Source organism: Luteimonas sp. A478, from assembly GCF_054052025.1.
Window position 1 is genome coordinate 333288 of the sequence record NZ_JBSVRF010000003.1, and the last position, 25407, is coordinate 358694.

General features: G+C 68.0%; 21 protein-coding genes and 1 pseudogene. 18 read left to right on the forward strand and 4 right to left on the reverse strand.

Features of this window, described 5'->3' with window-relative positions:
- Positions 1-62 precede the first annotated feature (62 nt).
- From mraZ to ACW7G3_RS08145, 16 genes and pseudogenes are all read left to right on the forward strand, one after another.
- Entirely contained in the window at positions 63-509 is a 447-nt protein-coding gene (gene mraZ / locus ACW7G3_RS08070) for a division/cell wall cluster transcriptional repressor MraZ (protein ID WP_456973753.1), read from the forward strand.
- Complete coding sequence (rsmH, locus tag ACW7G3_RS08075) at positions 506-1468, forward strand: 16S rRNA (cytosine(1402)-N(4))-methyltransferase RsmH (protein WP_456982193.1); 963 nt, start codon at positions 506-508, stop codon at positions 1466-1468. The genes mraZ and rsmH overlap by 4 nt, the downstream gene beginning before the upstream one ends.
- Positions 1469-1476: 8 nt before the next feature.
- The gene (gene ftsL / locus ACW7G3_RS08080; RefSeq protein WP_456982406.1) at positions 1477-1737 is read left to right on the forward strand and encodes a cell division protein FtsL; all 261 of its coding nucleotides are present in this window, start codon (positions 1477-1479) and stop codon (positions 1735-1737) included.
- Positions 1734-3464, forward strand: a pseudogene (locus ACW7G3_RS08085) (peptidoglycan D,D-transpeptidase FtsI family protein); the annotation flags it as partial. The gene ftsL and the pseudogene ACW7G3_RS08085, both read left to right, overlap by 4 nt.
- Positions 3465-3475: 11 nt before the next feature.
- Positions 3476-4960 carry a UDP-N-acetylmuramoyl-L-alanyl-D-glutamate--2,6-diaminopimelate ligase gene (locus ACW7G3_RS08090; protein WP_456982195.1) on the forward strand — a complete coding sequence of 495 codons (1485 nt, stop codon included), beginning with the start codon at positions 3476-3478 and terminating at the stop codon, positions 4958-4960.
- Complete coding sequence (locus ACW7G3_RS08095) at positions 4957-6372, forward strand: UDP-N-acetylmuramoyl-tripeptide--D-alanyl-D-alanine ligase (protein WP_456982196.1); 1416 nt, start codon at positions 4957-4959, stop codon at positions 6370-6372. The genes ACW7G3_RS08090 and ACW7G3_RS08095 overlap by 4 nt, the downstream gene beginning before the upstream one ends.
- Positions 6362-7447, forward strand: coding sequence for a phospho-N-acetylmuramoyl-pentapeptide-transferase (gene mraY, locus ACW7G3_RS08100; RefSeq protein WP_456973648.1), 1086 nt, complete (start codon positions 6362-6364; stop codon positions 7445-7447). Before ACW7G3_RS08095 ends, mraY begins: the two co-directional genes overlap by 11 nt.
- On the forward strand, positions 7447-8772 hold the full coding sequence (gene ftsW / locus ACW7G3_RS08105; protein WP_456982198.1) for a putative lipid II flippase FtsW: 1326 nt from the start codon (positions 7447-7449) through the stop codon (positions 8770-8772). Before mraY ends, ftsW begins: the two co-directional genes overlap by 1 nt.
- Entirely contained in the window at positions 8769-10217 is a 1449-nt protein-coding gene (murC, locus tag ACW7G3_RS08110; RefSeq protein WP_456982200.1) for a UDP-N-acetylmuramate--L-alanine ligase, read from the forward strand. Before ftsW ends, murC begins: the two co-directional genes overlap by 4 nt.
- Positions 10214-11152: a D-alanine--D-alanine ligase gene (locus ACW7G3_RS08115; protein ID WP_456982202.1), complete on the forward strand. Its 939-nt coding sequence runs from the start codon at positions 10214-10216 to the stop codon at positions 11150-11152. The genes murC and ACW7G3_RS08115 overlap by 4 nt, the downstream gene beginning before the upstream one ends.
- The gene (locus tag ACW7G3_RS08120; RefSeq protein WP_456973640.1) at positions 11149-11955 is read left to right on the forward strand and encodes a cell division protein FtsQ/DivIB; all 807 of its coding nucleotides are present in this window, start codon (positions 11149-11151) and stop codon (positions 11953-11955) included. Before ACW7G3_RS08115 ends, ACW7G3_RS08120 begins: the two co-directional genes overlap by 4 nt.
- The gene (gene ftsA, locus ACW7G3_RS08125) at positions 11952-13187 is read left to right on the forward strand and encodes a cell division protein FtsA (protein WP_456973638.1); all 1236 of its coding nucleotides are present in this window, start codon (positions 11952-11954) and stop codon (positions 13185-13187) included. The genes ACW7G3_RS08120 and ftsA overlap by 4 nt, the downstream gene beginning before the upstream one ends.
- A 92-nt stretch (positions 13188-13279) precedes the next feature.
- A complete protein-coding gene (ftsZ, locus tag ACW7G3_RS08130; protein ID WP_456982203.1) occupies positions 13280-14524 on the forward strand; it encodes a cell division protein FtsZ in 1245 nt (414 codons plus the stop codon).
- 258 nt (positions 14525-14782) lie between these two features.
- The gene (gene lpxC / locus ACW7G3_RS08135) at positions 14783-15691 is read left to right on the forward strand and encodes a UDP-3-O-acyl-N-acetylglucosamine deacetylase (protein WP_456982204.1); all 909 of its coding nucleotides are present in this window, start codon (positions 14783-14785) and stop codon (positions 15689-15691) included.
- A gap of 279 nt (positions 15692-15970) precedes the next feature.
- On the forward strand, positions 15971-17605 hold the full coding sequence (locus ACW7G3_RS08140; RefSeq protein WP_456982205.1) for an NAD+ synthase: 1635 nt from the start codon (positions 15971-15973) through the stop codon (positions 17603-17605).
- An 83-nt stretch (positions 17606-17688) separates the two neighbouring features.
- Positions 17689-18576 (forward strand): vitamin K epoxide reductase family protein, encoded by an 888-nt coding sequence (locus ACW7G3_RS08145; protein ID WP_456982207.1) that lies wholly within the window; start codon positions 17689-17691, stop codon positions 18574-18576.
- A gap of 58 nt (positions 18577-18634) precedes the next feature.
- On the opposite strand, the gene ACW7G3_RS08150 is transcribed toward ACW7G3_RS08145, so the two are convergent.
- Complete coding sequence (locus tag ACW7G3_RS08150; protein ID WP_456973627.1) at positions 18635-19483, reverse strand: outer membrane protein assembly factor BamD; 849 nt, start codon at positions 19481-19483, stop codon at positions 18635-18637.
- 153 nt (positions 19484-19636) lie between these two features.
- Between ACW7G3_RS08150 and rluD the strand changes: the two genes are divergently transcribed.
- Positions 19637-20587: a 23S rRNA pseudouridine(1911/1915/1917) synthase RluD gene (gene rluD / locus ACW7G3_RS08155; protein ID WP_456982408.1), complete on the forward strand. Its 951-nt coding sequence runs from the start codon at positions 19637-19639 to the stop codon at positions 20585-20587.
- Entirely contained in the window at positions 20571-21410 is an 840-nt protein-coding gene (gene pgeF, locus ACW7G3_RS08160; protein WP_456982209.1) for a peptidoglycan editing factor PgeF, read from the forward strand. Before rluD ends, pgeF begins: the two co-directional genes overlap by 17 nt.
- Positions 21411-21422: 12 nt before the next feature.
- Here the strand turns inward: pgeF and otsA are convergent, their stop codons facing one another.
- The 3 genes from otsA to otsB are packed head-to-tail and all read right to left on the reverse strand — an operon-like array spanning position 21423 to position 25314.
- Positions 21423-22793, reverse strand: a complete 1371-nt coding sequence (otsA, locus tag ACW7G3_RS08165) for an alpha,alpha-trehalose-phosphate synthase (UDP-forming) (protein ID WP_456982210.1) — start codon at positions 22791-22793, stop codon at positions 21423-21425.
- The gene (locus tag ACW7G3_RS08170) at positions 22790-24571 is read right to left on the reverse strand and encodes a glycoside hydrolase family 15 protein (RefSeq protein ID WP_456982211.1); all 1782 of its coding nucleotides are present in this window, start codon (positions 24569-24571) and stop codon (positions 22790-22792) included. The genes otsA and ACW7G3_RS08170 overlap by 4 nt, the downstream gene beginning before the upstream one ends.
- The gene (gene otsB, locus ACW7G3_RS08175; RefSeq protein WP_456982212.1) at positions 24568-25314 is read right to left on the reverse strand and encodes a trehalose-phosphatase; all 747 of its coding nucleotides are present in this window, start codon (positions 25312-25314) and stop codon (positions 24568-24570) included. Before otsB ends, ACW7G3_RS08170 begins: the two co-directional genes overlap by 4 nt.
- Positions 25315-25407: the final 93 nt, after the last annotated feature.

Below are 25407 nucleotides of genomic sequence, written 5' to 3' on the forward strand. Positions count from 1 at the left end.
AATTTTGTGGAAAACCGCGCCAATTGAAGCCCGCCGCAGACGGGCATACGGGCAGGACCAACGTGTTCCAGGGCGAGTACGCCATCACAATTGACGACAAGGGCCGGATGGTGATCCCGACCGGCCTGCGCGAAGACGTATCCCGCGCCGGCAATCGTCTGGTGATCACGTACAACCCCTTCGACGCCGGTGGCCTCTATCTGTACCCGCATGACGTCTGGTCCGGCATCCGCGAGAAGGTCAACGCGCTTCCGCGCACCCGCTCCACCAACCGCACCCTGCAGCTGAAGCTGGTTGGCGCGGCCGCCGTGGTGGAGCCGGACGGCAGCGCACGCATTTCCATTCCCGCCAGCCAGCGCAACACCGTGGGCATCGAGCGCAAGGCCGTGCTGGTGGGCATGGGCGACAAATTCGAGCTGTGGAGCGAACAGGCCCACCAGGATCAGATTCGCCAGGTCCTTGGCGATGACGATATGGCTGGTGAGGACCTGGAGGGTCTGCAGCTGTGACGGCCGGTGGCGCGGACGTCCGGTCCGGCCACCTACCGGTGATGTTCGGGCAGGCCTTGGAGGGGCTGCAGGTGGTCGGCGACGGTACATATCTGGACGGCACGTTCGGGCGCGGGGGGCATGCGCGCGGCGTGCTGGCGCGCCTTGAAGCCGGAGGCCGGTTGCTGCTCATGGACAAGGACCCCGAAGCGATCGCCGTGGCCGAGCGGGAGTTCGGCGCCGATCCGCGCGTGGCCATCCGTCGCGGCAGCTTCGCCGCGCTGGCGGAGTGGGAAGCCACGGCCGCCGGGCTGGACGGGGTGCTGTTCGACCTTGGCGTGTCCTCACCGCAGCTGGACGTGGCCGGCCGGGGCTTCAGCTTCGGCAAGGACGGTCCGCTGGATATGCGCATGGATCCGGACTCGGGCGAAAGTGCAGCCGACTGGCTTGCGCGGGCCGACGAGGCCGAGATCGCCGACGTGCTGTGGACCTACGGCGAGGAGCGCATGAGCCGGCGCATCGCCCGTGCCGTCGTGGCCCGCCGCGTCGAAGCGCCGTTGACCCGCACTGGCGAGCTGGCCGAGCTGATTGCCGCCTCGGTGCCGCGCCAGCGGCGTGCGCCGGGCAAGCCTGACATCCATCCGGCCACGCGCTCGTTCCAGGGCATCCGCATCCACATCAACCGCGAGCTTGCTGACCTGGAAGCGGGGCTCGAAGCCGCCCACGACGCGCTCAAGCCGGGCGGCCGCCTGGCCGTGATCAGCTTTCACTCGCTTGAAGACCGGATCGTCAAGCGCTTCATTGCCGGCCGCGCCAAGCCGCCGCCGGCCAACCGTCGCCTGCCCGAGACCGCCGGCTTCGTGCCGACCCTGCGCGCGCTCGGCGGTGCCATCAAGGCCGATGCCGATGAGCTGGCGGGCAATCCACGTGCCCGCAGCGCGGTGCTGCGCGTGGCTGCAAAGCTGGAGGCGCGCCAGTGATCCTGACCATGCGCCTGATCGTTGCGGTGCTGCTGGCAGCCAGCGTGATCACCGCCATCGGCGTGGTCCACGCACGCCACCAGCATCGCCAGTTGTTTGTCGAGCTGACCCGGCTGGAGCACGATCGCGACGAGCTCAACATCGATTTCGGCCGCCTGCAGCTGGAGCAGGCCACCTGGGCGGAAAGCAACCGCATTGACCAGGTGGCACGCGAACGGCTGGGGATGAAGTTCCCCGAAGCCGTCGACATCGTGGTGGTGCGGCCATGATCGGCAAGCGTTTCCGCAGCAAGGCCCGCCCGGCACAGCGCCCGGGCCGCGCGCGTTTCAACCTGCGCGGCCGCCTGGCTCTGGTGGTCGGTGCCATGGGGCTGTGCAGCGTGGTGCTGGTCGGGCGCGCCGTGGACCTGCAGCTGATCGACAACGCGTTCTACCAGCAGAAGGCGGATTCGCGCTTCCTGCGCGAACTGCCGATCCCGACCTCGCGCGGCATGATCACCGATCGCAACGGCGAGCCGCTGGCGATTTCCACCCCGGTGGCCTCGCTGTGGGCCAACCCGCAGGAGCTGGTCAAGCATCCGGACCGGATCATCGAGCTGGCCGCGGCCATCAGCGTGGATGGCGATGAGCTGGCGCGCCGGGTGGCCCAGCGCGCCGACAAGGAATTCATGTACCTGCCGGGCCAGCGCCGGATCCATCCGGCCAACGCGCAGAAGGTGCTTGACCTGGCCGTGCCCGGAGTCTTCAGCCAGCGCGAGTATCGCCGCTTCTACCCGCAGGGCGAGGCGATGGCGCACGTGCTGGGCTTCACCAACATTGATGACCGTGGGCAGGAAGGGGTCGAGCTCGCGTTCGACGATTGGCTGCGTGGCCGTCCCGGCGCGCAGCGGGTGATCCGCGACCGTCGCGGCCGGATCGTCGAGAACGTGGACCTGGTGCGTGCGGCCGAGCCGGGCAAGGACCTGGTGCTGAGCATCGACCGGCGCATCCAGTACCTGGCCCATCGCGAACTGCGCAACACCCTGGTACGCACCGGCGCCAGCGCCGGTTCGGCGGTGGTATTGGACGTGGCCACCGGTGAAGTGCTGGCCATGGCCAACCTGCCGGCCTACAACCCGCACGTGGTCAGCGCCGACGATCGCGATGCGCGCCGCAACCGCGCGGTCACCGACCTGATCGAGCCGGGTTCCACCATCAAGCCGATCACCGTTGCCGCCGCGCTGCAGGCCGGGGTGGTGACCCCGACCACGCCGGTTGATACAAGCCCTGGCTGGATAGCCAACGGCCGTTTCCGCACGTCCGATGTGCGCAACTACGGCCTGCTCGATGTCACCGGCGTGATCACCAAGAGTTCCAACGTGGGCGTCAGCAAGCTGGCGGCCATGTTGACCGACCGGCAGTTCCACGACGTCCTGCGTGCATTCGGCTTTGGCGCCAGCACCCGCAGCGGCTTTCCGGGTGAAGCAGCCGGCCTGTTCGCCGACCCGAGCCAGTGGAGCGGGACCGACAAGCAGACCATGTCCTACGGTTACAGCCTGTCGGCCACTCCGCTGCAGGTGGCGGCGGCCTATGCGGCGATCGGCAACGGTGGCCTCTGGACCCAGCCCACCTTCATCAAGGGCCAGCACGGGGACACGCGCCAGGCGATCGAGCCGGACGTGGCCGATGCCGTGTTGAAGATGATGCATACGGTGACCGAGCCGGGCGGCACCGCCCGCCAGGCGCGGATTCTGGGCTACAACGTGGCCGGCAAGACCGGCACCTCGCGCAAGGCCAGCGGCGGCGGCTATTCGCGCCGCTACGTGTCCTTCTTTGCCGGCCTGGTGCCGGTCGATAACCCGCGCTTCTCGATGGCCATCGTGATCGATGACCCCGATCCCGCCAAGGGCTACTACGGCGGGCTGGTGGCCGCGCCGGTGTTCAAGGAGGTCATGGAAGGCGCGCTGCGGCTGATGGACGTGCCGCCGGACGACATCGAGACCTGGCTGGCGGCGCAGGAGGACAGGCAATGAGCGCCACGATGCCTCTTGCAGCGCTGCTGCCTGACATCACAACTGTCCCTGCCGAGCTGCAGGTGAGCGGGCTGTCGCAGGACAGCCGCGCGCTGCAGCCGGGCGATGCCTTTCTGGCCATTCCCGGCTTCGGCACCCATGGGCTGCGTTTCCTCGAGCAGGCGCGCGCAGCGAAGGCCGCGGCGATCGTGTTCGAGCCGCCGACGCCCGAGGGTGTGGATGTGCCGGTCGATGCGATCGCCGTGCCCGGCCTCACCGCGCGGATTGGTGAAATGGCCGATCGCTTCCACGGTAATCCGTCCGCGGCGATGACCGTGGTCGGGGTGACCGGAACCAACGGCAAGACCTCGATCGTGCAGATGCTGGCCCAGGCCTGGACCCTGCTGGGCCGCACCGCGGGCAGCGTCGGTACCCTGGGTGCAGGTTTGTACGGCCACGTGGAGCCGACCGGCTTCACCACGCCGCAGGTATCGCAGACGCACGCGCTGCTGGCGCAGCTGCGTGACGCCGGCGCCGCTGCCGTGGCGATGGAGGTCAGCTCCCACGCCCTTGACCAGGGCCGCGCGGATGCGGTCCGCTTCGCGGTGGGCGTGTTCACCAACCTCACCCGCGACCATCTGGATTACCACGGCGACATGCAGGCCTATGGCGCTGCCAAGGCGCGCCTGTTCGCCGCGCCGGGCCTGCAGGCGGCGGTGATCAACCTCGATGACGTCCACGGGCGTGCATTGCATGCCGGGCTGCCGCAGGCGCTGCGCCGGGTGGGCACCAGTGCCCGCGGGGCAGCGGAGGCCCGGGTGCGGGCCGAACACATCACCCTGGATGCAGCGGGCATTGGCTTTGAGCTGCATATCGGCGGCCAGACGTACCCACTGCGCACGCCGCTGCTGGGGCGCTTCAACGTGGACAACCTGCTGGCGGTGGCCGGGGTGCTGGACGCGCTGGGCGAATCCGCCTCTGACATTGCCCACGTGCTTGGCCAGCTGCAGCCGGTGGCCGGGCGCATGAATCGTCTGGGCGGGAACCACTTGGATGGAGACGGTCAGCCGCTGGTGGTGGTGGATTACGCCCACACGCCGGATGCGCTGGAACAGGCGCTCGCCAGCCTGCGTGACCACGCGCGTGGCCGGATCGTGTGCGTGTTCGGCTGTGGTGGCGAACGCGATCGCGGCAAGCGCCCGCAGATGGCCGAGATCGCCGGACGCCTGGCCGACGCCGTGGTGGTCACCGACGACAACCCGCGCCGGGAAGATGGCGATGCCATCGTCGCCGACATCCTGGAAGGCTTTGCCGATCGCAGCGCCGTGACCGTCGAGCGTAACCGCCGTACCGCCATCGAACGTGCGGTGGGCATTGCCGGCCCCGGTGACATCGTGCTGGTAGCCGGCAAGGGCCACGAGCCGTATCAGGAGATTGACGGCGTGCGCCATCCCTTTGATGACGCCAGAGTGGCGCAGGCAGTGCTGGAGGGCAGGGCATGAATCCGCTGCCACTCTCACGCATCGCCCAGTGGACCAACGGCCGCCTGCACGGCGTGACCGACGGCTCCGACGTGCTGATCGACGCGATGTGCACTGACACCCGCAGCTTCGACGCGGCCGACGGGCGCGCCTCGCTGTACGTGGCGATTGTCGGCGAGCGCTTCGATGGCAACGATCATGTGCAAGCCGCTGCCGAGCTGGGTGCCCGGGCAGCGCTGGTGTCGCGGCCGTCGGCGGCGCGGATGCCGCAGGTGGTGGTCAAGGACACGGTGCATGCACTGGCGGCCATTGCCGCCGGCATGCAGCAAGGCCGTCCCACCCGGGTGGCGGCGATCACCGGCAGCAATGGCAAGACCGGCGTGAAACAGATCCTGCTTTCGATCCTGTCGCCGCTGGGCTCGACCTGCGCCAACCCGGGCAATCGCAACAACGAGATCGGCCTGCCGCTGTCGGTGATTGATGCGCCGGAAGACGCCCGCTACGCAATCTACGAGATGGGCGCGGGCAAGCCCGGCGACATCGCCTGGCTGACCGGCGTGGTGCGCCCGGACGTGGCGCTGGTGAACAACGTGGCGCCTGCGCATTTGGAGCGCATGCGCAGCCTGCTCGGCGTGGCCGAGACCAAGGGTGCGATCTACGACGCGCTGCCGGCCGATGGGGTGGCGGTGATCAACGCCGACGATGCGTTCGCACAGTTCTTTGCCGGCCGCTCGCACGGGCGCCGGGTGATCCGCTTCGGGCTGGAGGCCAGCGCCGATGTGACCGCGCGCGACGTGCATGTGGGCGAGGACGGTTCGCGCTTCACGCTGGTCACGCCGCAGGGCGAGGCCGAAGTGGAGCTGCCCCTGTCCGGCCGCCACAACGTGGCCAACGCGCTGGCCGCGGCGGCGCTGGCGATCGGCATGGCCGATGCCTCGCCGCAGGCGATTGCCACCGGCCTGGCGGCCGCACGCCCGGTGCAGGGAAGGCTGGTGCGCCACCGTCTGCCGTCGGGCGCCCTGCTCATCGACGACAGCTACAACGCCAACCCCGGGTCGTTGGTGGCAGCCATCGAAACGCTGGCCGGGATCCAGGGTGAAGGCTGGCTGGTGCTGGGCGAGATGGGCGAACTGGGCGCCGATGCACAGGCGCTGCACGCCGGCGTCGGCCACCGCGCCAGACAGGCCGGCATTGCCCGCCTGTACGCCATGGGCAAGCTTGGCCAGGCCGCGGTGGAAGCATTCGGCGAGGGCGGCCGCAATTTCGACAGCCACGCAGCGTTGATTGACGCGCTGCGCGGCGAACTGCATCCACAGGCGCGGGTGCTGGTGAAGGGATCGCGCAGCAGCGCGATGGAACGGGTGGTCGCAGCTCTGCTGGAAGACGGCGCCACGCCACAGCAAAACAAAGGGAGCTCCACCGATGCTGCTTGAACTGGCGCGCTGGCTGCAGGGTCTGGAGAGCTTCTTCGGCCTGTTCAACTACCTCACCTTCCGCGGCATCCTGGCCGCGCTGACGGCGTTGATGCTGTCGCTGTGGTGGGGGCCCGCGGTGATCCGGCGCCTGGCCCAGTACAAGGGCGGCCAGCCGATCCGCGACGATGGTCCGAAGACCCATTTATCCAAGGCCGGCACGCCGACCATGGGCGGTGCGCTGATCCTGATCGTGGTGCTGGCCTCGGTGCTGCTGTGGGGCGACCTGCGCAACAAGTACGTGTGGCTGGTGCTGGCGGTGATGGCCGCCTTTGGCGCGATCGGCTGGTACGACGACTGGCTGAAGATCGTCAAGCGCGATCCCAACGGCATGAAGTCGCGGTGGAAGTACCTGCTGCAGTCGGTGTTCGGCCTGGCGGCGGGAATCTACCTCTACCAGACGGCCGACGTGGCGGCCGCCACCACCTTCTACTTCCCGCTGTTCAAGGCGGTGGCGCTGCCGATGGCGGCGATCACCTTCGTGGCGATCGCCTACTTCTGGATCGTCGGCTTCTCCAACGCGGTCAACCTGACCGACGGCCTGGACGGGCTGGCGATCATGCCCACGGTGCTGGTGGCTTGCGGGCTGGGCGTGTTCGCCTATGCCTCCGGCCATGCGGTGTTCGCCGACTACCTGCAGATCCCGCAGATCCCCGGGGCCGGCGAGCTGACCATCATCTGCGCGGCGATTGCCGGCGCGGGGCTGGGCTTCCTGTGGTTCAACACCTATCCGGCCATGGTGTTCATGGGCGACATCGGCGCGCTGGCGCTGGGCGCGGTGCTGGGCACGATCGCGGTGATCGTGCGCCAGGAGCTGGTGCTGGTGATCATGGGCGGCATCTTCGTCATCGAGACGCTGTCGGTGATGATCCAGGTGGCGTCGTTCAAGCTCACCGGCAAGCGCGTGTTCCGCATGGCGCCGATCCACCACCACTTCGAACTCAAGGGCTGGCCGGAGCCGCGCGTGATCGTGCGCTTCTGGATCATCTCGGTGATCCTGGTGCTGGTCGGCCTGGCCACGTTGAAGGTGCGTTGATGGATCGATACGACGCCCCCTACGCGCGCCAGGCCACCCGGATCGACGATATCCACGGGCGCTACGACCCGTGGCTGATCGGCGCCGCGCTGGGCCTGGTGGCGCTGGGCGTGGTGATGGTTGGCTCCAGCTCGATCGCCATCGGCGAGGAGCTCAACGTGGGCCCGTTCCATTTCCTCATCCGCCACGTGGTGTTCCTGCTGGCGGGTGCGGTGCTGTGCATCATCGTGGCCCGTACCGAGCTCAAGACCATCGAGCGCTATGACCGGCTGCTGCTGCTGGGCAGCTTCGCGATGCTGCTGGTGGTGTTCATGCCAGGGCTGGGGCACACGGTCAACGGTGCCCGGCGCTGGATCAACCTGGGGGTGTCGAACTTCCAGACGGTCGAGGCGGCCAAGCTGATGTTCATCGTCTGGCTGGCGAGCTATCTGGTGCGCTTCCGCGACGAGGTCAATGCCACCTGGGCGGCGATGCTCAAGCCGATTGGCGTGACCCTGGCGCTGATGGCGTTGCTGGCCCTGCAGCCTGACTTCGGCTCGCTGGCGCTGCTGCTGGCCACCGCCGCCGGCATGCTGGTGCTGGGCGGCGTGCACCTGCCGCGCATGGCCGCGCCGGTGCTGGTGCTGCTGCCGCTGCTGGCGGTCGTGGCCATCGCCGAGCCCTACCGGATGCGTCGGCTGACCTCGTTCATGGATCCGTTCGCCGATCCGTTCAACAGCGGTTACCAGCTGGCCAACGCGCTGATGGCGGTGGGGCGCGGCGAGTTCTGGGGCGTGGGCCTGGGTGCATCCATCCAGAAGCTCAACTACCTGCCCGAAGCGCATACCGACTTCATCCTGGCGGTGATCGCCGAGGAGCTGGGCTTCGTGGGCGTGTGCCTGGTGATCGGGCTGTACGCGTTGCTGGTGGGCCGGGCGTTCTGGATCGGCCTGAAATGCGTGGAAATGCGTCGCCACTTTGCCGGCTACTGCGCCTTCGGTGTGGCACTGATGATCGGCCTGCAGAGCCTGGTGTCGATCGGCGTTAACCTGGGCCTGCTGCCCACCAAGGGCCTGACCCTGCCGCTGATTTCGGCCGGCGGATCCAGCGTGCTGATGACCTGCGTGGCCATCGGCCTGCTGCTGAGGGTGTCCTACGAGCTTGACCGCGCGGAGCGCCAGGTCGCCCGCCTGCGTGGTGGCGAGACCGCCACGACCGCGCCGTCCGTTGACGGGATCCCGGCCGAGCCTGCCGAACCGGTGGCCAGCAGCCCGCTGGCATCCGCGCTGCGCCGCCCGGGCCGTCCCGACGGCCGGATCGAACCAATTTTTGGAGGAACACCATGACCCGCCGCCTGCTCGACACCCGTGCGTTGTCCACCGCCGAGGTGGGCAGGGCGTTCTCGCGCGTGCATTTCGTGGGCATCGGCGGCGCCGGCATGAGCGGCATCGCCGAGGTTTTGTGCACCCTGGGTTACCGGGTGTCCGGCTCCGACATTGCGGAAAACGCCGCGGTCCGCCGCCTGCGCAAGCTGGGGGCCAACGTGCACCTGGGTCACGCCGCGGACAACGTGCATGGCACCGACTGCGTGGTGGTTTCCAGTGCAATCAGCGCGGAAAATCCCGAGCTGGTGGAGGCGCGCGAACGCAGGATTCCGATCGTGCCGCGCGCGGAGATGCTGGCCGAGCTGATGCGCTTCCGCCGCGGCATCGCGGTGGCCGGGACCCACGGCAAGACCACCACCACCTCGTTGCTGGCCAGCGTGCTCGCGCGCGGGGGCCTGGATCCGACCTTCGTGATCGGTGGCCAGCTTCTGGCTGCCGGCGCCAATGCGCGGCTCGGCAGCAGCGACTGGCTGGTCGCCGAGGCCGATGAAAGTGACGGCAGCTTCCTCCGGCTGAACCCGCTGGTGGCGGTGATCACCACCATCGATGCCGACCACATGGAGCACTACGACAACGATTTTGGTCGAGTGCGCGCTGCGTTTTCCGAGTTCCTGCACCGGCTGCCGTTCTACGGCCTTGCCGTGCTGGGCATCGACGATCCTGAAGTGGCAACGCTGGCGGGCAACACCTCGCGCCACGTGACCACCTACGGCTTTGACGAGCGCGCCGACGTGCGCGCCGAGAACGTACGCCAGGACGGCGCGCGGATGCGCTTCGAGCTGGTGCTGCCGGATGGCCCGCGCACCGAGGTGACCCTGGCCCTGCCGGGCCGGCACAACGTGCAGAACGCGCTGGCGGCAGCTTCGGTCGGCTGGCAGCTCGGGGTAAGCCCGGAAGCCATTGCCGAGGCGCTGGAGCAGTTCGAGGGGATCGGCCGGCGCTTCAACCTGAAGGCCGAGCTGCGTACCGCGCGCGGCGCGACCGTGCAGCTGGTGGATGACTATGGCCACCATCCCAACGAGTTGGCAGCGGTGTTTGAAGCCGCACGCGGCGGCTGGCCGGACCGGCGCGTGGTGGTGGCTTTCCAGCCGCACCGCTACAGCCGCACCCGCGACCTGCTGGACGACTTTGCCGGCGTGCTGTCGGAAGTGGATGCAGTGGTGCTGACCGAGGTGTATCCGGCCGGTGAGGAGCCGATTCCCGGTGCCGATGCCCGCTCGCTGGCCCGCGCGATCCGCGCACGCGGCCGGATCGACCCGGTGGTGGTGGACGACGTGGCCGAGCTGGTGCGGGTGCTGCCCGACGTGCTTGAAGACGGCGACCTGCTGCTGATGATGGGCGCCGGCGATATCGGCCAGGCCGTGCAGCGGCTGGCGGATGAAGGTTTCCCGGAGGTGCCTGCATGAGCCTGCAGGTGCCAGCGCTGAAGGTGACTGATCCGGCCGTGTTCGGTCGGGTTGCGGTGGCGCTCGGTGGTACGACGAGTGAGCGCGAGGTATCGCTGGATTCCGGTCGCGGGGTACTTGAAGCCCTGCTCTCGCGCGGCGTTGATGCACATCCGGTGGACGGCATTCCTGCGCTGCTGGAAGAGATCCGCACGGGCCGGGTCGACCGGGTGTTCAACATCCTTCACGGCGGCGACGGCGAAAACGGCGTGCTGCAGGGACTGCTGTCGGCGCTGGGCGTGCCGTATACCGGCCCCGGCGTGCTGGGTTCGGCGCTGACCATGGACAAGATCCGCACCAAGCAGGTGTGGGAAGCCGAAGGGCTGCCGACGGCGCGCTTCGTGCGCCTGCCTCCAGACTCGGACGTGGAGGCCGCGGTGCGCGAGCTGGGGCTGCCGGTGTTCATCAAGCCGTCGGCGGAAGGCTCCAGCGTTGGGGTGTTCAGCGTGGTCGACGAGGCCGGGCTGGCCGAAGCGGTCGCCTTCGCCCGTGACTATCCCGAAGAACTGCTGGCCGAGCAGCTTGTGGCCGGCGGCGAATACACCGTGGCCATCCTCGGCGAGCTGGCCCTGCCTTCGATCCGGATCGTGCCGGCCCGCGGCTGGTACGACTACCACGCCAAGTACGTGGCCGACGACACCCAGTACCTGTGCCCGGGGCTGGAAGGTGATGACGAGACCGTGCTCCGCCAGCTGGCCCTGGAAGCATTCCGCGCCGCGGACTGCAGCGGCTGGGGCCGGGTGGACGTGATGCGCCACGCCGATGGCCGCTTCGCCCTGATGGAAATCAACACCGCGCCGGGCATGACCAGCCACTCGCTGGTGCCCAAGGCGGCCGCACAGCTGGGCATCGACTACGCCGAGCTGTGCTGGCGGGTCCTGGAGGCGACGCTGTGACCGCGCTGCTGCGCACGCTGGTGTGGGCAATCGCCCTTGCGCTGGTGGCGCTGCCGGTGGTGGCGGTGCTGCAGGGCTGGATCGGCGCCGACCGCTGGCCACTGCGCACGCTGCGGGTAGCCGGCGAGCTGGTGCACGTGGAAGACGCCCGCCTGCGTGAAGCGGTGCTGCCCTATGCCCGGGACGGCTTCTTCGCCATGCGCCTGGCCGATGCCCAGGCCGCGGTGGCCGCGCTGCCGTGGGTGGAGAGCGCGGAAGTGCGCAAGCGCTGGCCCGATGTGGTCGAGGTGCAGGTGACCGAGCACCGCCCGTTCGCGCGCTGGGGCGAAGACCGGCTGCTGTCCGAGCAGGGCACGCTGTTCCCCGCCACCGGCATCGAGCCGCCGCCGCGCCTGCCGCAGTTCCACGCCCCCGACAGTCGTGCGGCCGAGGTGGTGGCGCTCTACAACGAGTCGCGAGTGCTGTTCACCCCGCTTGGCTATGACGTGCGCGAGCTGGTCCTGGACACCCGCGGCAGCTGGTCGCTGGTGCTCACCAACGGCACCCGGATCACCATCGGCAGCCAGCAGGCCAAGCCACGCCTGGAGCGTTTCGCGCGCCTGCTGCCGCAGCTGCTGCAGGCACGCACCGATCGGCTTACGCGTGCCGACCTTCGTTACACCAACGGCTTCGCCCTGGTCTGGGGCGAAGACGAAGACGCCGCGACCGCAGAGGGCGGCCTCGCCGCTGCCACGGACCGGCAGCGTCCCCCGACCGCCTCCGGCTGGTCTTCACCCCCCATGAATTACGGCACCCGCACATGAATCGCAAAGGCGACAAAGCCCTCATCGTCGGACTCGACATCGGCACCTCCAAGGTGGTGGCGCTGGTGGGCGAGTATTCCCCCGGCAATCCGATCGAGGTGATCGGCATCGGCAGCCACGAATCGCGCGGCCTCAAGCGCGGCGTGGTGGTGGACATCGAATCGACCGTGCAGTCGATCCAGCGCGCCATCGAGGAGGCTGAGCTGATGGCCGGCTGCGAGATCCGCTCGGTCTACGCCTCGATCTCGGGCAACCACGTGCAGTGCAAGAACTCGCCCGGGATCGTGCCGATCCGCGATGGTGAAGTCACCTGGGCCGACCTGGACCGCGTGCTGGAAGCAGCCAAGGCGGTGGCGATCCCGGCCGACCAGCGGATCCTGCACGCCATTCCCCGCGAGTACGTGCTGGATGATTCGCAGGAGGGCATCCGCAATCCGGTGGGCATGACCGGCGTGCGCCTGGAGGTGCATGCGCACCTGGTGGTGTGCGCGCAGTCCGCCGCGGCCAACGTCAGCAAGTGCGTGCAGCGCTGCGGCCTGCAGATCGACGACCTGGTGCTGTCGTCGCTGGCTTCCAGCACCGCGGTGCTGACCGGCGACGAGCGCGAGCTGGGCGTGGTGCTGGTCGACATCGGCGCCGGTACAACGGATCTCGCGGTGTTCGTGCAGGGTGCAATCTGCCACACCTCGAGCCTGCCGATCGCCGGCGACAAGGTGACCGAGGACATCGCCCACATGCTGCGCACGCCGACCCCGGAGGCGGAGCAGATCAAGGTGCGCTACGCCTGCGCACTGGCCCAGCTGGCCACCAGCGAGGAGTCGATCCAGGTGCCGAGCGTGGGCGATCGCCCACCACGTCGCCTGCCACGCCAGTCGCTGGCCCAGGCAGTGCAGGCGCGCTACGAGGAGATCTTCGAGATGGTGCAGGCCGAACTGCGCCGCTCGGGCTTCGAGCAGCACGTGCGCGCCGGCATGGTCCTGACCGGCGGCGCCGCGAAGATGGAAGGCGTGGTGGAGCTGGCCGAGGAAATGCTGCAGATGCCGGTTCGGGTGGGCATTCCCCAGCACGTCACCGGCCTGGGCGAAGTGGTGGGCAACCCGGTCCACGCCACCGGCGTGGGCCTGCTGCTGATGGGCAGCCAGATCGAGAATCCGCGCCGTCCGGTGAGTTCCACCGGCCCGGCGATGAACTTTCTCAGGAAATTGAAGGAGTGGTACCGCGGCGCGTTCTGACGGCGCGGAGCAGGAGCGGCAGGTGGCAGGACGTTGGCAACACGTTTCAAGCAAAAAACATAACCAGAAATTCAGCAACGAGGACTCATGACATGGCGCATTTCGAACTGGTAGAGAAGATGGCTCCCAATGCCAACATCAAGGTGTTTGGCGTGGGCGGCGGCGGTGGCAACGCGGTCGCGCACATGGTGGCGAGCAGCGTGGAAGGGGTGGAGTTCATCACCGCCAACACCGATTCACAGGCAATCCGCAACTGCGGCGCCAAGTTGCAGCTGCAGCTGGGTGACAGCGTCACCAAGGGGCTGGGCGCAGGTGCCAATCCCGAGGTCGGCCGCCAGGCCGCGCTGGAAGACCGCGAGGTGATCATCGAATCCCTGCAGGGCGCGGACATGGTGTTCATCACCGCCGGCATGGGCGGTGGCACCGGTACCGGCGCCGCGCCGGTGGTGGCGCAGCTGGCCAAGGAGATGGGCATCCTGACCGTGGCCGTGGTGACCAAGCCGTTCCCGTTCGAGGGCCGTCGCCGCATGCAGGTGGCGCTCAAGGGCATCGAGGACCTGAGCCAGCACGTGGACTCGCTGATCACCATTCCCAACGAGAAGCTGATCTCGGTGCTGGGCCGCAATGCCACCATGGTGCAGGCTTTCCGCGCCGCCAACGACGTGCTGCTGGGCGCGGTGCAGGGCATTGCCGACCTGATCGTGCGCCCCGGCCTGATCAACGTCGACTTCGCCGACGTGCGCACCGTGATGAGCGAAATGGGCCTGGCGATGATGGGCACCGGCCAGGCACGCGGCGACGACCGCGCCCAGGCTGCAGCCGAATCCGCCATCCAGAACCCGCTGCTCGATGACGTCAACCTGGCCGGTGCCAACGGCATCCTGGTCAACATCACCGCCGGTCCGGACTTCACCATGGCCGAGTTCGACGAAGTGGGCCGCACGGTGGAAAACTTCGCCAGCGAAGACGCGACCATCGTGATCGGAACCGTGCTTGATCAGGACATGCAGGACGAAGTCCGCGTGACCGTGGTGGCCACCGGGCTGCACCGCGGTGCCGCACGCCAGGCCGCCCGCGGCGGCGAGTTCGCCCAGGAGCAGCCGCGCCGTTCGCACGTCCAGCTGATCCATACCCAGGTCAAGCGCGATGGCACCACCGGCCTGCCGATCGACGATATGGTGAGCACGATGGTGAGCACGGAAACCCAGGCCCCGAGCATCGCGGCCAGCCTGCGTGGCCACAGTGCGGAGCCGGCCTCCAAGCCCGAAACCGCCGATTTCGGCCCCGATACAAGCTACCTGGATATCCCGGCTTTCCTGCGTCGCCAGGCGGACTGAGCGCTCGGGAGCGCAGCCTCTGCGTTCCTGATCCATGTCCGCGTCCTCTTGCCATCGGGCCCCGCCGGCCCGGTGGATTTTTACTCGCCCCCGGGGCTCCGGGGGCGGGCGTTTTCCTCTCCCTCACGCTGGCTGACGCAGGCTGGTGGACGGTGCTTCATGTGGCCGCTGCTTCCGTTCAGGTTCAGCCGGTCGCGTGTTAATATTTTGTGCGTTCGTTCCGGAGAGCGAGCCGCAATCCCACGAACCGAATAGACGATGCCCAAGCAGCGCACCCTCAAGAACATTATCCGCGCCACCGGCGTGGGTCTGCACAGCGGCGAGAAGGTCTATCTGACCCTGCGCCCGGCGCCTGTGGATGCCGGGATCGTGTTCCGCCGCGTTGATCTTGATCCGGTAGTTGAAATCCCTGCCCGTGGCGACCTGGTCACCGAGACCATGCTGTGTACCGGCCTGACCCGGGGCGAGGGCAAGGTGATGACGGTCGAACACCTGATGTCGGCGCTGGCCGGACTGGGTGTCGACAATCTTTTTGTGGACCTGTCCGCGGCGGAGGTGCCGATCATGGACGGGTCTTCGGGTCCATTCGTGTTCCTGCTGCAGTCTGCCGGGATCGTGGCCCAGGATGCGCCCAAGCGTTTCATCCGCATCAAGCGGCCGCTGGAAGTGCGCGATGGCGACAAGATCGCGCGTTTCGAGCCGTATGACGGTTTCCGATTGGGGTTCACGATCGAGTTCGATCATCCGGCGATTCCAGTGGCGGAGTCACGGGCGGAGGTGGAGTTTTCCACCGAGGCCTATATCCGTGAGGTGAGCCGGGCACGTACGTTCGGGTTCATGCGCGATCTGGAGTTCATGCGCGATCGCAATCTGGGCCTGGGCGGCTCGATGGACAATGCGATCGTGCTGGATGAGTTCCGGGTGCTGAACGATGACGGGTTGCGCTATGCGAACGAGTTCGTGCGGCACAAGATCCTGGATGCGGTCGGAGATCTGTATCTGGCGGGGCATCCGATCCTTGGGGCGTTCGAGGGGTTCAAGTCGGGGCACGCGCTGAACAACAAGCTGGTGCGGGCGCTGATGGCCGAGGAGTCGGCGTGGGAAATCGTCACTTTCTCCGAAAATGTTCCTGCGCCCCTGGTTTACGGCGAGCCGGTTCCGGCCTGAGGCTACTGTCCGGGGTCGTGAACGACCGGGTGCTGCTTCGTTTGAATTTCCGGTGACCTGATGGGCCTGCCGGCCACGACGGGGCTCGGCTTGCTCCCTGCCAAGGGCCATCACCAGCTGTAGGAGCGCGCCATGCGCGCGAAGCCGCGTGACGCCAAGAACGGGATGACCTTCACGCCACGCCGCTTATCCGGTGCCGATATATCGGCTGATGTATTGACAGAGTGGCGGGTCCAGACCCGCCCTACAATGTGGCCTGGTTCCCGAAAGGTCTGCCTCATGTCCGAGAAGCTGCGAATCGCCCTGGCCCAGTTTGACTTCCCGGTCGGAGCCGTGGCGGAGAATGCCCGGCGGATCACGGCAATGATCGAGGAGGCCCGGGACGCGCACCGTGCGGACCTGGTGCTGTTCCCGGAGCTGGCGGTGAGTGGGTATCCGCCGGAAGACCTGTTGCTGCGGGGGGAGTTTCTGCGCGACTGCGAGCAGGCGCTGCAGGACATCGCGGGGCATGTGCGCGGGATTGTGGCGGTGGTGGGTTGGCCCGAGCAGGCGGACGATGGGCTGTACAACGCGGCGAGCGTGCTGCGTGACGGGCGCATCGAAGTCACTTACAGGAAGCGCGAGCTGCCGAACTACGGTGTCTTCGATGAGCGTCGCTACTTCCGGTCCGGCGGCGATGGGCCGCTGGTGTTCGGGGTGAAGGGCGTGCCGCTGTGCATGCTGATCTGTGAGGATCTCTGGCTGCCTGCGCCGCTGGCTGAAGCCAAGGCGGCGGGTGCGCGCCTGGTGCTGGTGTCCAACGCGTCTCCGTTCGAACTGGGCAAGCAGGCGTTCCGCGATTCGCTGCTGGCCGAGCGGGCGGGAGGGAACGGGGTGGCGTTGGCCTATCTCAATGCGGTGGGCGGACAGGATTCGCTGGTATTTGATGGTGGATCGGTACTGGCCGATGCGGATGGCCGGGTGCACGGCGCCGCAGCCGCGTTTGAAGAGCACTGGCTGGTGGCGGATTTTGATCCGGGGACGGGCGGCTTTTTACCGGTGGAATGGCCGCTGGAGCAGGACTCCAGCGAACACTCCATGGTTTGGCGTGCGGTGGTACGCGGGCTGCGCGACTACTGCGGCAGGAACGGCTTTTCCAAGGTCTGGCTGGGGCTGTCTGGCGGGCTCGATTCGGCGGTGGTGCTGGCCGTGGCGGTAGATGCGCTGGGCGCGGATGCGGTGACCGCCGTGCGGCTGCCGTCACGCTATACGGCGGGGCTGAGCAATGACCTGGCTGCCGAACAGTGCCGGGAGTTGGGCGTGCGCATGCTGACGGTGCCGATCGAGGCGCCGTTTCGGGGTTTCATGGATGCGCTGGCGGAAACCTTCGACGGGCGCGAGCCGGATGTGACCGAGGAAAACCTGCAGTCGCGTACCCGCGGGGCGCTGATGATGGCGCTGGGCAACAAGTTTGGCGGCCTGCTGCTGACCACCGGCAACAAGAGCGAGTACGCGGTGGGCTACGCCACCATCTATGGCGACATGAACGGCGGCTACGCGCCGCTGAAGGACCTGTACAAGACCCGGGTGTTCGCGCTGGCACGCTGGCGCAATTCGATCGCCGCCGAGCCGGTGATTCCGCCGGAGGTGATCTCGCGCCCGCCCTCCGCGGAGCTGCGCGAAGATCAGCGTGATGACGATTCACTGCCGCCTTACGAAGTGCTCGACGACATCCTGGAGCGGCATATCGAAGGCGCCCAGTCGCAGGCTGAAATCATCGCGGCGGGCCATGAGGCGGTCGTGGTCGAGCGCGTGCTGCGGCTGGTGCGGATTGGTGAATGGAAGCGGCATCAGGCTGCCATTGGCCCGAAGGTGACCCGGTGTGCCTTCGGCCGCGAGCGTCGCTATCCGATCAGTAACGCCTACCGCGCCTGACCACGCGAGCTGGGGATAGAGGCCCGCCCGTCTTCTCCCCGCGGCGCCGGTAGAATGCGGGAAACCGTTCGGAGGATTTGGCAATGGCAAGAAAGAAGCGTCGGCCTTCCGACCGGAAACCCCCAGCAGCCGGCGTGTCCGGGCAGCAGCGTCCGCAGCCGCGGCTGAAGCCCGATCCGTGGATCCTGTCGCTGGCCGTTCTCGGCCTGTTGTTGACCGCATATCTGACCCTGACCGGCGGGGCGCCGGCGTTCTGCGCCGAGGGCGGCGGCTGCGATGTGATCCAGGGCAGCAGCTGGTCCCGTCTGTTCGGGGTGCCATTGGCGCTGTGGGGCTTCGGCCTGTATGCGCTGATTGCATTGGCGGCGGCGACCGGCACAACGCCCGCTGCGCGTTGGCGGCGGCTTTCGCGCCTGACCGCGCTGGGGCTGGCAATCAGCATCTATCTGACCCTGGCCGGCATCTTCGCCCTTGAGGCCACTTGCGGCTGGTGCCTGGCTTCGTTGGCAATCATGGTGGCGCTGTTCGCCCTGGTGCACCTGCGGCGTCCCGGCGCGCCATCCGGTACGCAGAGCTGGGGCAGCTGGTGGCTGGGCAACGCTTTCCTCGCTCTGGGCGTTGTGGTGGCCCTGCAGCTGGCGCTGGGCGGCGTGTTGGACCGGCGCCCGGAGAATCCCCGGGTCGCGGCGCTGGTGGACCATCTGGAGTCCACCGGGGCGCGCTATTACGGCGCATCGTGGTGCGGCAGCTGCGCGCGCCAGACCCGGATGTTCGGGGCCTCGGCAGGGCGCCTGCCCTACGTGGAATGCAGTCCCCAGGGACGCGGCGGCCCGGTGGCTCGCGAGTGCACTACCGCGGGCGTGTCCTCGTATCCGAGCTGGCAAATCAACGGGCTGATGCACTCCGGCATCCAGACGCCGGAACAACTGGCCCAGTTGTCCGGCTTCCCCTGGGAGCAGGAGCGGGACTGAGCCTGCGTGCCGCCCGGAGCGGCACACGCGGGAGCGCGCGTGAACAGCGCGCCAGCCGTTACATGTCGATCGGCGAGCGCTCCCCGGCGAACGGGTTGATCTTGCGGATGGACCAGGGGTAGCGGGGCCAGTTGCCGTCCAGCCACTGGTGATCCGGGTCGTTCAGTTCCAGCACCCGGCGCGCATCGGCGGCGAGGGTTTCGTTGCCCAGCCGGGTGTAGGCCTCGGCAAGCACCGCTACCGCGTCGTTCTGGTGGCTCGACTGCGGATAGGTTTCCAGCAGGTAGGTGGCGCGGCTGGTGGCAGCCACATTGGCGTCGCGGCGCAGGTAGTAGAGCGCCGCGTCCAGGTCGTGGCGGGCGAACATGTCACGCAGCACGAGCATCCGCTCGCGGGCATCCTCGGCGTAAGGGGTGTTGGCGAAGCGCTCGGCGACCACGGCGAAGTCCGCGTACGCCTGCTGCGGCGTGGCCAGGTCGCGGCTGCTCGCGTCCAGTGACCACACCCGCTGCATGAACACCGTGTCGCGCGAGGCATTCACCAGCCCGCGCAGGTAGTACATGTAGGCCGAGTGGCGGTGGGTGGGGTAGGTGCGCAGGAAGCGGTCGATGCTGGAAATCGCCTCCTCGTGGCTGCCCATCTTGTACTGCGCGTAGGCGGTCTCGATCAGTGCCTGCTCGGTGTACGGTCCGTACGGGTACTGGGCCACCAGGCGGCGGAAGACGGTGGCGGCGCGGTTCCAGTTGCCAGTGCGCATTGACTGGTGGGCCGTCTCGTAGAGTTCCTCGACGGGGACCCCCTCAACGGTGTCGCGGTCGCCGCGGGAGCGGCTGCAGCCGGAGGCAAGGAAAATGGCCAGCAGCGCCAGGAGGAGCGCGTTGCGCAACAGAAAGCCGGGTCGGGTCATGAGGTCTTGGGCGTAAGCGGCACGAAAGGCGGATAATAGCAGCCCGCATCGCCGCACCGGCGCAAGCGCCTGAACCGACCCCTGCCCATGACTGCCTCGCCTGACGACCTTCCCCTCCAGGATGAAAACGCCGACGACGCCGGAGGCCGCCAGATGCGGATTCCGGAATCCCAGGCCGGCCGCCGCCTTGACGTGGTGCTGGCCGAACTGTTCCCCGAATTCTCCCGTTCCCGGCTGGCGGGCTGGATCCGTTCCGGAGACGCGCTGCTGGATGGCAGGACCATGCGCCCGCGCGATCCTGTAGCAGGGGGAGAGCTGGTCACCCTGGACGTGGTGCTGGAAGAACAGACCCACGATGAGCCGGAAGACATCCCGCTGCAGGTGCTTTACGAAGACGAACACGTGCTGGTGATCGACAAGCCGGCCGGCATGGTGGTGCATCCGGGCGCGGGAAATCGCACTGGGACCCTGGTCAACGGCCTGCTGTTCCGGGATCCGACGCTGGCAACATTGCCGCGTGCCGGGATCGTGCATCGCCTGGACAAGGACACCTCCGGGGTCATGGTGGTTGCGCGCACGGTGCAGGCGCACGCCGGCTTGGTTGAACAGCTGTCCTCGCGCTCGGTGCACCGGCAGTACCTGGCAGTCGTGGTGGGGTCCCTGATCAGCGGTGGCACCGCCGACGCGCCGATCGATCGCCACCCGCGCGACCGCCTGCGCATGGCGGTGCGCGAGGATGGGCGCGAAGCCATCACCCATTACCGTCTGCGCGAGCGTTTCCGCGCTCACACCGTGCTGGAGTGCCGGCTTGAAACCGGCCGCACCCACCAGATCCGCGTGCACATGCAGCATCAGCGGCATCCGATCGTCGGTGACCAGCTTTACGGTGGTCCGGTGAAATTGCCCAAGGGAGCCTCCGACGAGGTGATCACCGGCCTGCGCAGCTTCCGTCGCCAGGCGCTGCATGCGGAGACCCTGGAGTTCACCCATCCAGTCAGCGGTGAGCCGGTACGCGCCACTGCGCCGGTGCCCGACGACCTGCTGGCGCTGATCAAGCTGCTGCGCGAGGACTCGGCCGCCAACCCCGATGCGGAGTGGCGCTGAGGTGAGCGGGGCAGGTCCGGCGCTGCCGGTCCTGCCGGCGGACTGGGCGGCGCCGCCCGGTGTAACGGCTTTCGCGACGCTGCGTGAAGGCGCGGGAGTGTCACGGCCGCCTTTCGATGCATTCAATCTCGGCAACAGCCGGGCCGCCGAGGGTGATGATCCGGCAGCGGTGGCTGCCAATCGTGCCGCGCTGGTCGAGTTGGCCGGCTTGCCTTCCGCGCCGCATTGGCTGCGCCAGGTGCACGGCACCGGCGTGGTCCGGTTCGATCAGTCGCTACCGGTAGCGGACGCAGCTGGGGAGCGCCTGCGCATGGGCTCGGAGCCCGAGGCGGATGCCGCCGTCACCGGGGAGCTCGGGGTGGTGCTGGCGATCCTGACCGCCGATTGCCTGCCAGTGGTGTTCGCGGCTCGCGACGGCAGTGAGGTTGGCGCAGCCCACGCCGGCTGGCGGGGACTGGCAGCCGGCGTGCTGGAGCGCACCGTCGCCGCCATGCACACCCGGCCTGCGGATCTGCTGGCCTGGCTCGGGCCGGCAGCTGGCCCGCAGGCCTATGAGGTGGGCGCTGAGGTTTATGAGGCGTTTGGCGAGGCGGATGCCAACGCGGCCCGGGCGTTCACCGGCACCCGTCCGGGCCACTGGCATGTGGACCTCTACGCGCTGGCCCGCCAGCGGTTGCAGGCGACCGGCATGGCCGCGGGCAGCATCAGTGGCGGCGGCCTGTGCACCATTTCAGATCCGCGACGCTTCTACTCGCACCGTCGTGATGCGCGCACCGGCCGCTTGGCGACGGTGATCTGGCATTCGGGCCTGGCGAGGTCCTGAAGCACGGCCAGCTCAGGTGCCGGCGACAAGCGCTTCGAGGTAGCGGCGGCGCCACGCATTGATGTCGTGCGTGCGCAGGTGTTCGATCATCGCGTTCCAGCGTTCGCGGCGCTCGGCCAGCGGCATCGACGCGGCGTAGGCGATCGCGTTGGCCACCCCGTCCAGGTCATGCGGGTTGACCAGCAATGCCTCGCGCAGCTCGTGCGCGGCACCGGCGAAGTGCGAGAGCACCAGCACGCCCGGATTGTCCGGATCCTGCGAGCCGACATACTCCTTGGCCACCAGGTTCATGCCGTCGCGCAGCGGAGTGACCAGGCCGACGGAAGCCATCCGGTAGAAGCCGGTCAGGGTAGCGTGGGCGAAGTTGCGGTTGACGTAGCGCAGCGGGGTCCAGTCGGCGCTGGAGCGGGTGCCGTTGATGTGTCCGGCAATCTGCTCCAGCTCGGCGCGCAGCTCCTGGTATTCCTCCACACTGCCGCGTGAGACCGGGGCGATCTGCAGATAGGTCAGGCCATCATCGTCCGGGCCTTTGCGCTCCAGATAGCGTTCAAAACCGCGAAACCGCTCCGGCAATCCCTTGGAGTAGTCCAGCCGATCGACGCCGATCATCAACCGGCGCTGCCCAAGGCTGCCCTGCAGGCGGCGCACCATGGCTTTGGAAGTGGCTGCCGTCGCCTGCTCGGCGATGCGCGTGGTATCGATGCTGATCGGGAACGCCGCCGCCCGCAGCCGCCTGCCCCCGGGCGACTCGATGACCCCGTCACTGAGCACCTTGCCGCCGCCGAACAGGCGCACGTAGTCCTGGAACCGCTCCACGTCGCGCAACGTCTGGAAGCCCACCAGGTCGTAGGCGTACAGCGTGGAAAACAGCCGCGTATGGTCCGGCATGGCGGCGACCAGGTCGGAGGAGGGCATGGGCACGTGCAGGAAAAAGCCCATCCGGCAGCCGACGCCGCGCTCGCGCAGCAGAGCGGCCAGCGGGATCAGGTGGTAATCGTGGATCCATAGCGTATCGCTGTCGCGCAGGTGCGGCGCCAGCCGCTCGGCAAACAGCGCATTGACGCGGCGATAGCCCTCGCGGGTTTCGCGGGTGTAATCCACCAGGTCCAGGCGGAAATGCAGCAGCGGCCACAGGGTGCGGTTGGCAAAGCCGTTGTAGTAGCTGTCGTTGTCGGCGCGACTGAGGTCCATCGTCAGGTAGCGGATGCCGCCTTCGGTCTGGTCGTGCAATTCGCCACTTTCGCCGCGCACGGTCCGGCCGCTCCAGCCGAACCACAGCCCGCCGCGCTCGCTCAGCGCATCGTGCAGGGCCACCGCCAGGCCGCCGGCCTGGTTCTTCCCGGGAACGGCGACCCGGTTGGAGACCACCACCAGCCTGCTCATGAGGCCTCCGTCCACGGCCGGGACAGGCGCATGGCTGCGGTGATCAGGCCGACATGGGAGTAGGTCTGGGGGAAGTTGCCCCAGGCTTCGCCATCCTCAAACGCAAGGTCTTCCGACAGCAGTCCCAGGTGGTTGCGCCGGGCCAGGATGCGTTCGAAGAATTCGCGCGCCTCATCCATCCGTCCAATGGCTGCCAGCGCGTCGATGTACCAGAACGTGCAGATGGTGAAGCTGGTTTCGGGCGAGCCGAAGTCGTCCGGCGCGATGTAGCGGAACAGTCCGTCACCGCGGCGCAGGTCGCGGCCGATGGCCTCAACCGTAGCGATGTACCGGGGGTCGTCCGCGCTGATGAATCCGATTTCCTCCAGCAGCAGCAGCGAGGCGTCCAGGTGCTCACCGCCAAAGGTGTCGGTGAAATGGCCGAGCTCTTCGTTCCAGGCTTCGGCCAGCACCTGTTCGCGGATTTTTCCGGCCTCGCCGCGCCAGTGCTGTTCGCGGTCCGCCAGACCGAGGTGGGCGGCGATCCGGGCCAGCCGGTCGCACGCGGCCCAGCACATGGCCGCCGTATAGGTATGCACCGCAGTGCGACCGCGGAATTCCCACAGGCCGGCGTCGGGCACGTTGCACAGCTCCACCGCGCGCTCGCCAAGGGGCTCCAGGCGGCGGAAGGTGTCTGCATCGCCGGGTTCAACCAGGCGCTGGTCGAAGAACAGCTGGGTGGAGGCCAGCACCACGCTGCCGTAGACATCGTGCTGCTTCTGCAGCCAGGCGAGGTTGCCGCGCCGCACCGGACCCATGCCGCGATATCCGCGCAGGGTCGGCACTTCGTGCTCTTCCAGCTCGTCGGCGAAGTCGATGCCGTACAGCGGCTGCAGGCTGCCGTCATGGGTGGCGATGTTGAAGATGTAGCGCAGGAACTCTTCCATGGTGCGAGTCGCGCCCAAGCGGTTGAGCGCGCGCACCACGAAGGCCGCATCGCGCAGCCAGCAGTAGCGGTAATCCCAGTTGCGCGCCGTGTGCGCGGCCTCCGGGATGGACGTGGTCATGGCGGCAATGATCGCGCCGCTGTCCTCGTACTGGCACAGCTTGAGGGTGATGGCCGAGCGGATTACGGCGTCCTGCCAGTCCAGCGGGATCGACAGGTAGCGCACCCATTCGCGCCAGTAGTTGGTGGTGCGTTCGAGCGCTTCCTGCATGAATCCGCTCAGCGACCGTGCCAGTGATTCGTCCGGGCCCAGCAGCAGGTGCATGGGCCGGCCGAGCACAAAGGGAATTTCATCGCGCACGAAGCGCACCGGCACATCGGTGGTCAGGCGCAGCGTGACCTCCGGCAGCAGGTAGCGGACATGGTTGCTGCCCCAGGTGGTGTCCACCTGTTCGGCGCCCCAGTGCTTGAGTGGCCGCAGCCGCACCCGGATCCGCGGGTTGCCAGCCAGCGGCGTGATCCGGCGCATGATCGACACCGGGCGGTAGAAGCGGCCCTGGTTGCGCCAGCGGGGCGCGAAATCGAGCACTTCAACCGCTCCGCCGCTGTCGTCATGCAGCACCGTGCGCAGGACGGCGGTATTGGTCACATAGGCCTGCTCGCTGCGCTGGAACCCTTCCAGCTCGATGCTGTAATCGCCGGCGTCATGGTCGCGCGGTTCGAGCAGGGCACAGAAGGCCGGGTCGCCATCGAAGGCCGGCAGGCAGCTCCACACCACCCGCGCCTTGCGGTCGATGAGCGCGGCGAAACTGCCGTTGCCGATGACGCCCAGATCGAGGTTTGACTGGTTCATGCAGAGGTTCCCTCCTGCAGCCATTGCAGTACCGCGGCGGTGTCGGCCAGGCAGTGCCGGGCGGCGCTGGGCGAGCGCCGGCCCACCAGCACGCTGGAGCCGCCGCGGGCGTTGACCACGGCAAAGCCATGCTCGTCGGTGAGGTCGTCGCCGACAAAGATCGGCCTGCGACCGCGGAACGGCTCCTGCTCCATCAGCAGGTCGATGGCATCGCCCTTGTCGGCACCCTTGGGGCGCAGCTCAACCACGTGGTTGCCGGCCTGCAGACAGTACCCGGGCAGACGCCGCAGCGCGCCTTCGGCAAAACCACGCATTGCGTCCGCGTGTCCGGGAGCGTTGCGCCAGTGCAGGCCGATGCTGGTGCCCTTGTCTTCCACCACCGTGCCGGGATGGTCGGTGACGAATGCATGTGCGTCATCCAGCACATCAGCCAACGCGTCCGGAGCCGGTGGTGGCGACCGGAGACAGGCGCCGTTGCGCAGTTCCAGCCCGTGCATGCCGGCCGCAGGCAGCCGCAGCGGGTGGAACAGCGTATCCAGCGAGCGCAGCGGCCGGCCGCTGATCAGTGCCAGCGCGCCGTCAAGCTGGCGGTGCAGCTGGCGCAGCACTTCGGGCAAGGCATCGGGAACCCTGACCGCGTCGGGCCAGGGAGCGAAATCGAGCAGGGTGCCATCGACGTCAAGAAACAGCGCGCAGCGTGAATCGAGCGATGGCGGCGGTGTCCGCGGAAGGTCAGCAACCATGCAGGCGATTGTGCCGGAGCTCCTGGGAAGGCCACGTTCACATCCGCCAGGCCGATTCATCCGGATGGCCGATAATGGAGGTTCCCCCACCAA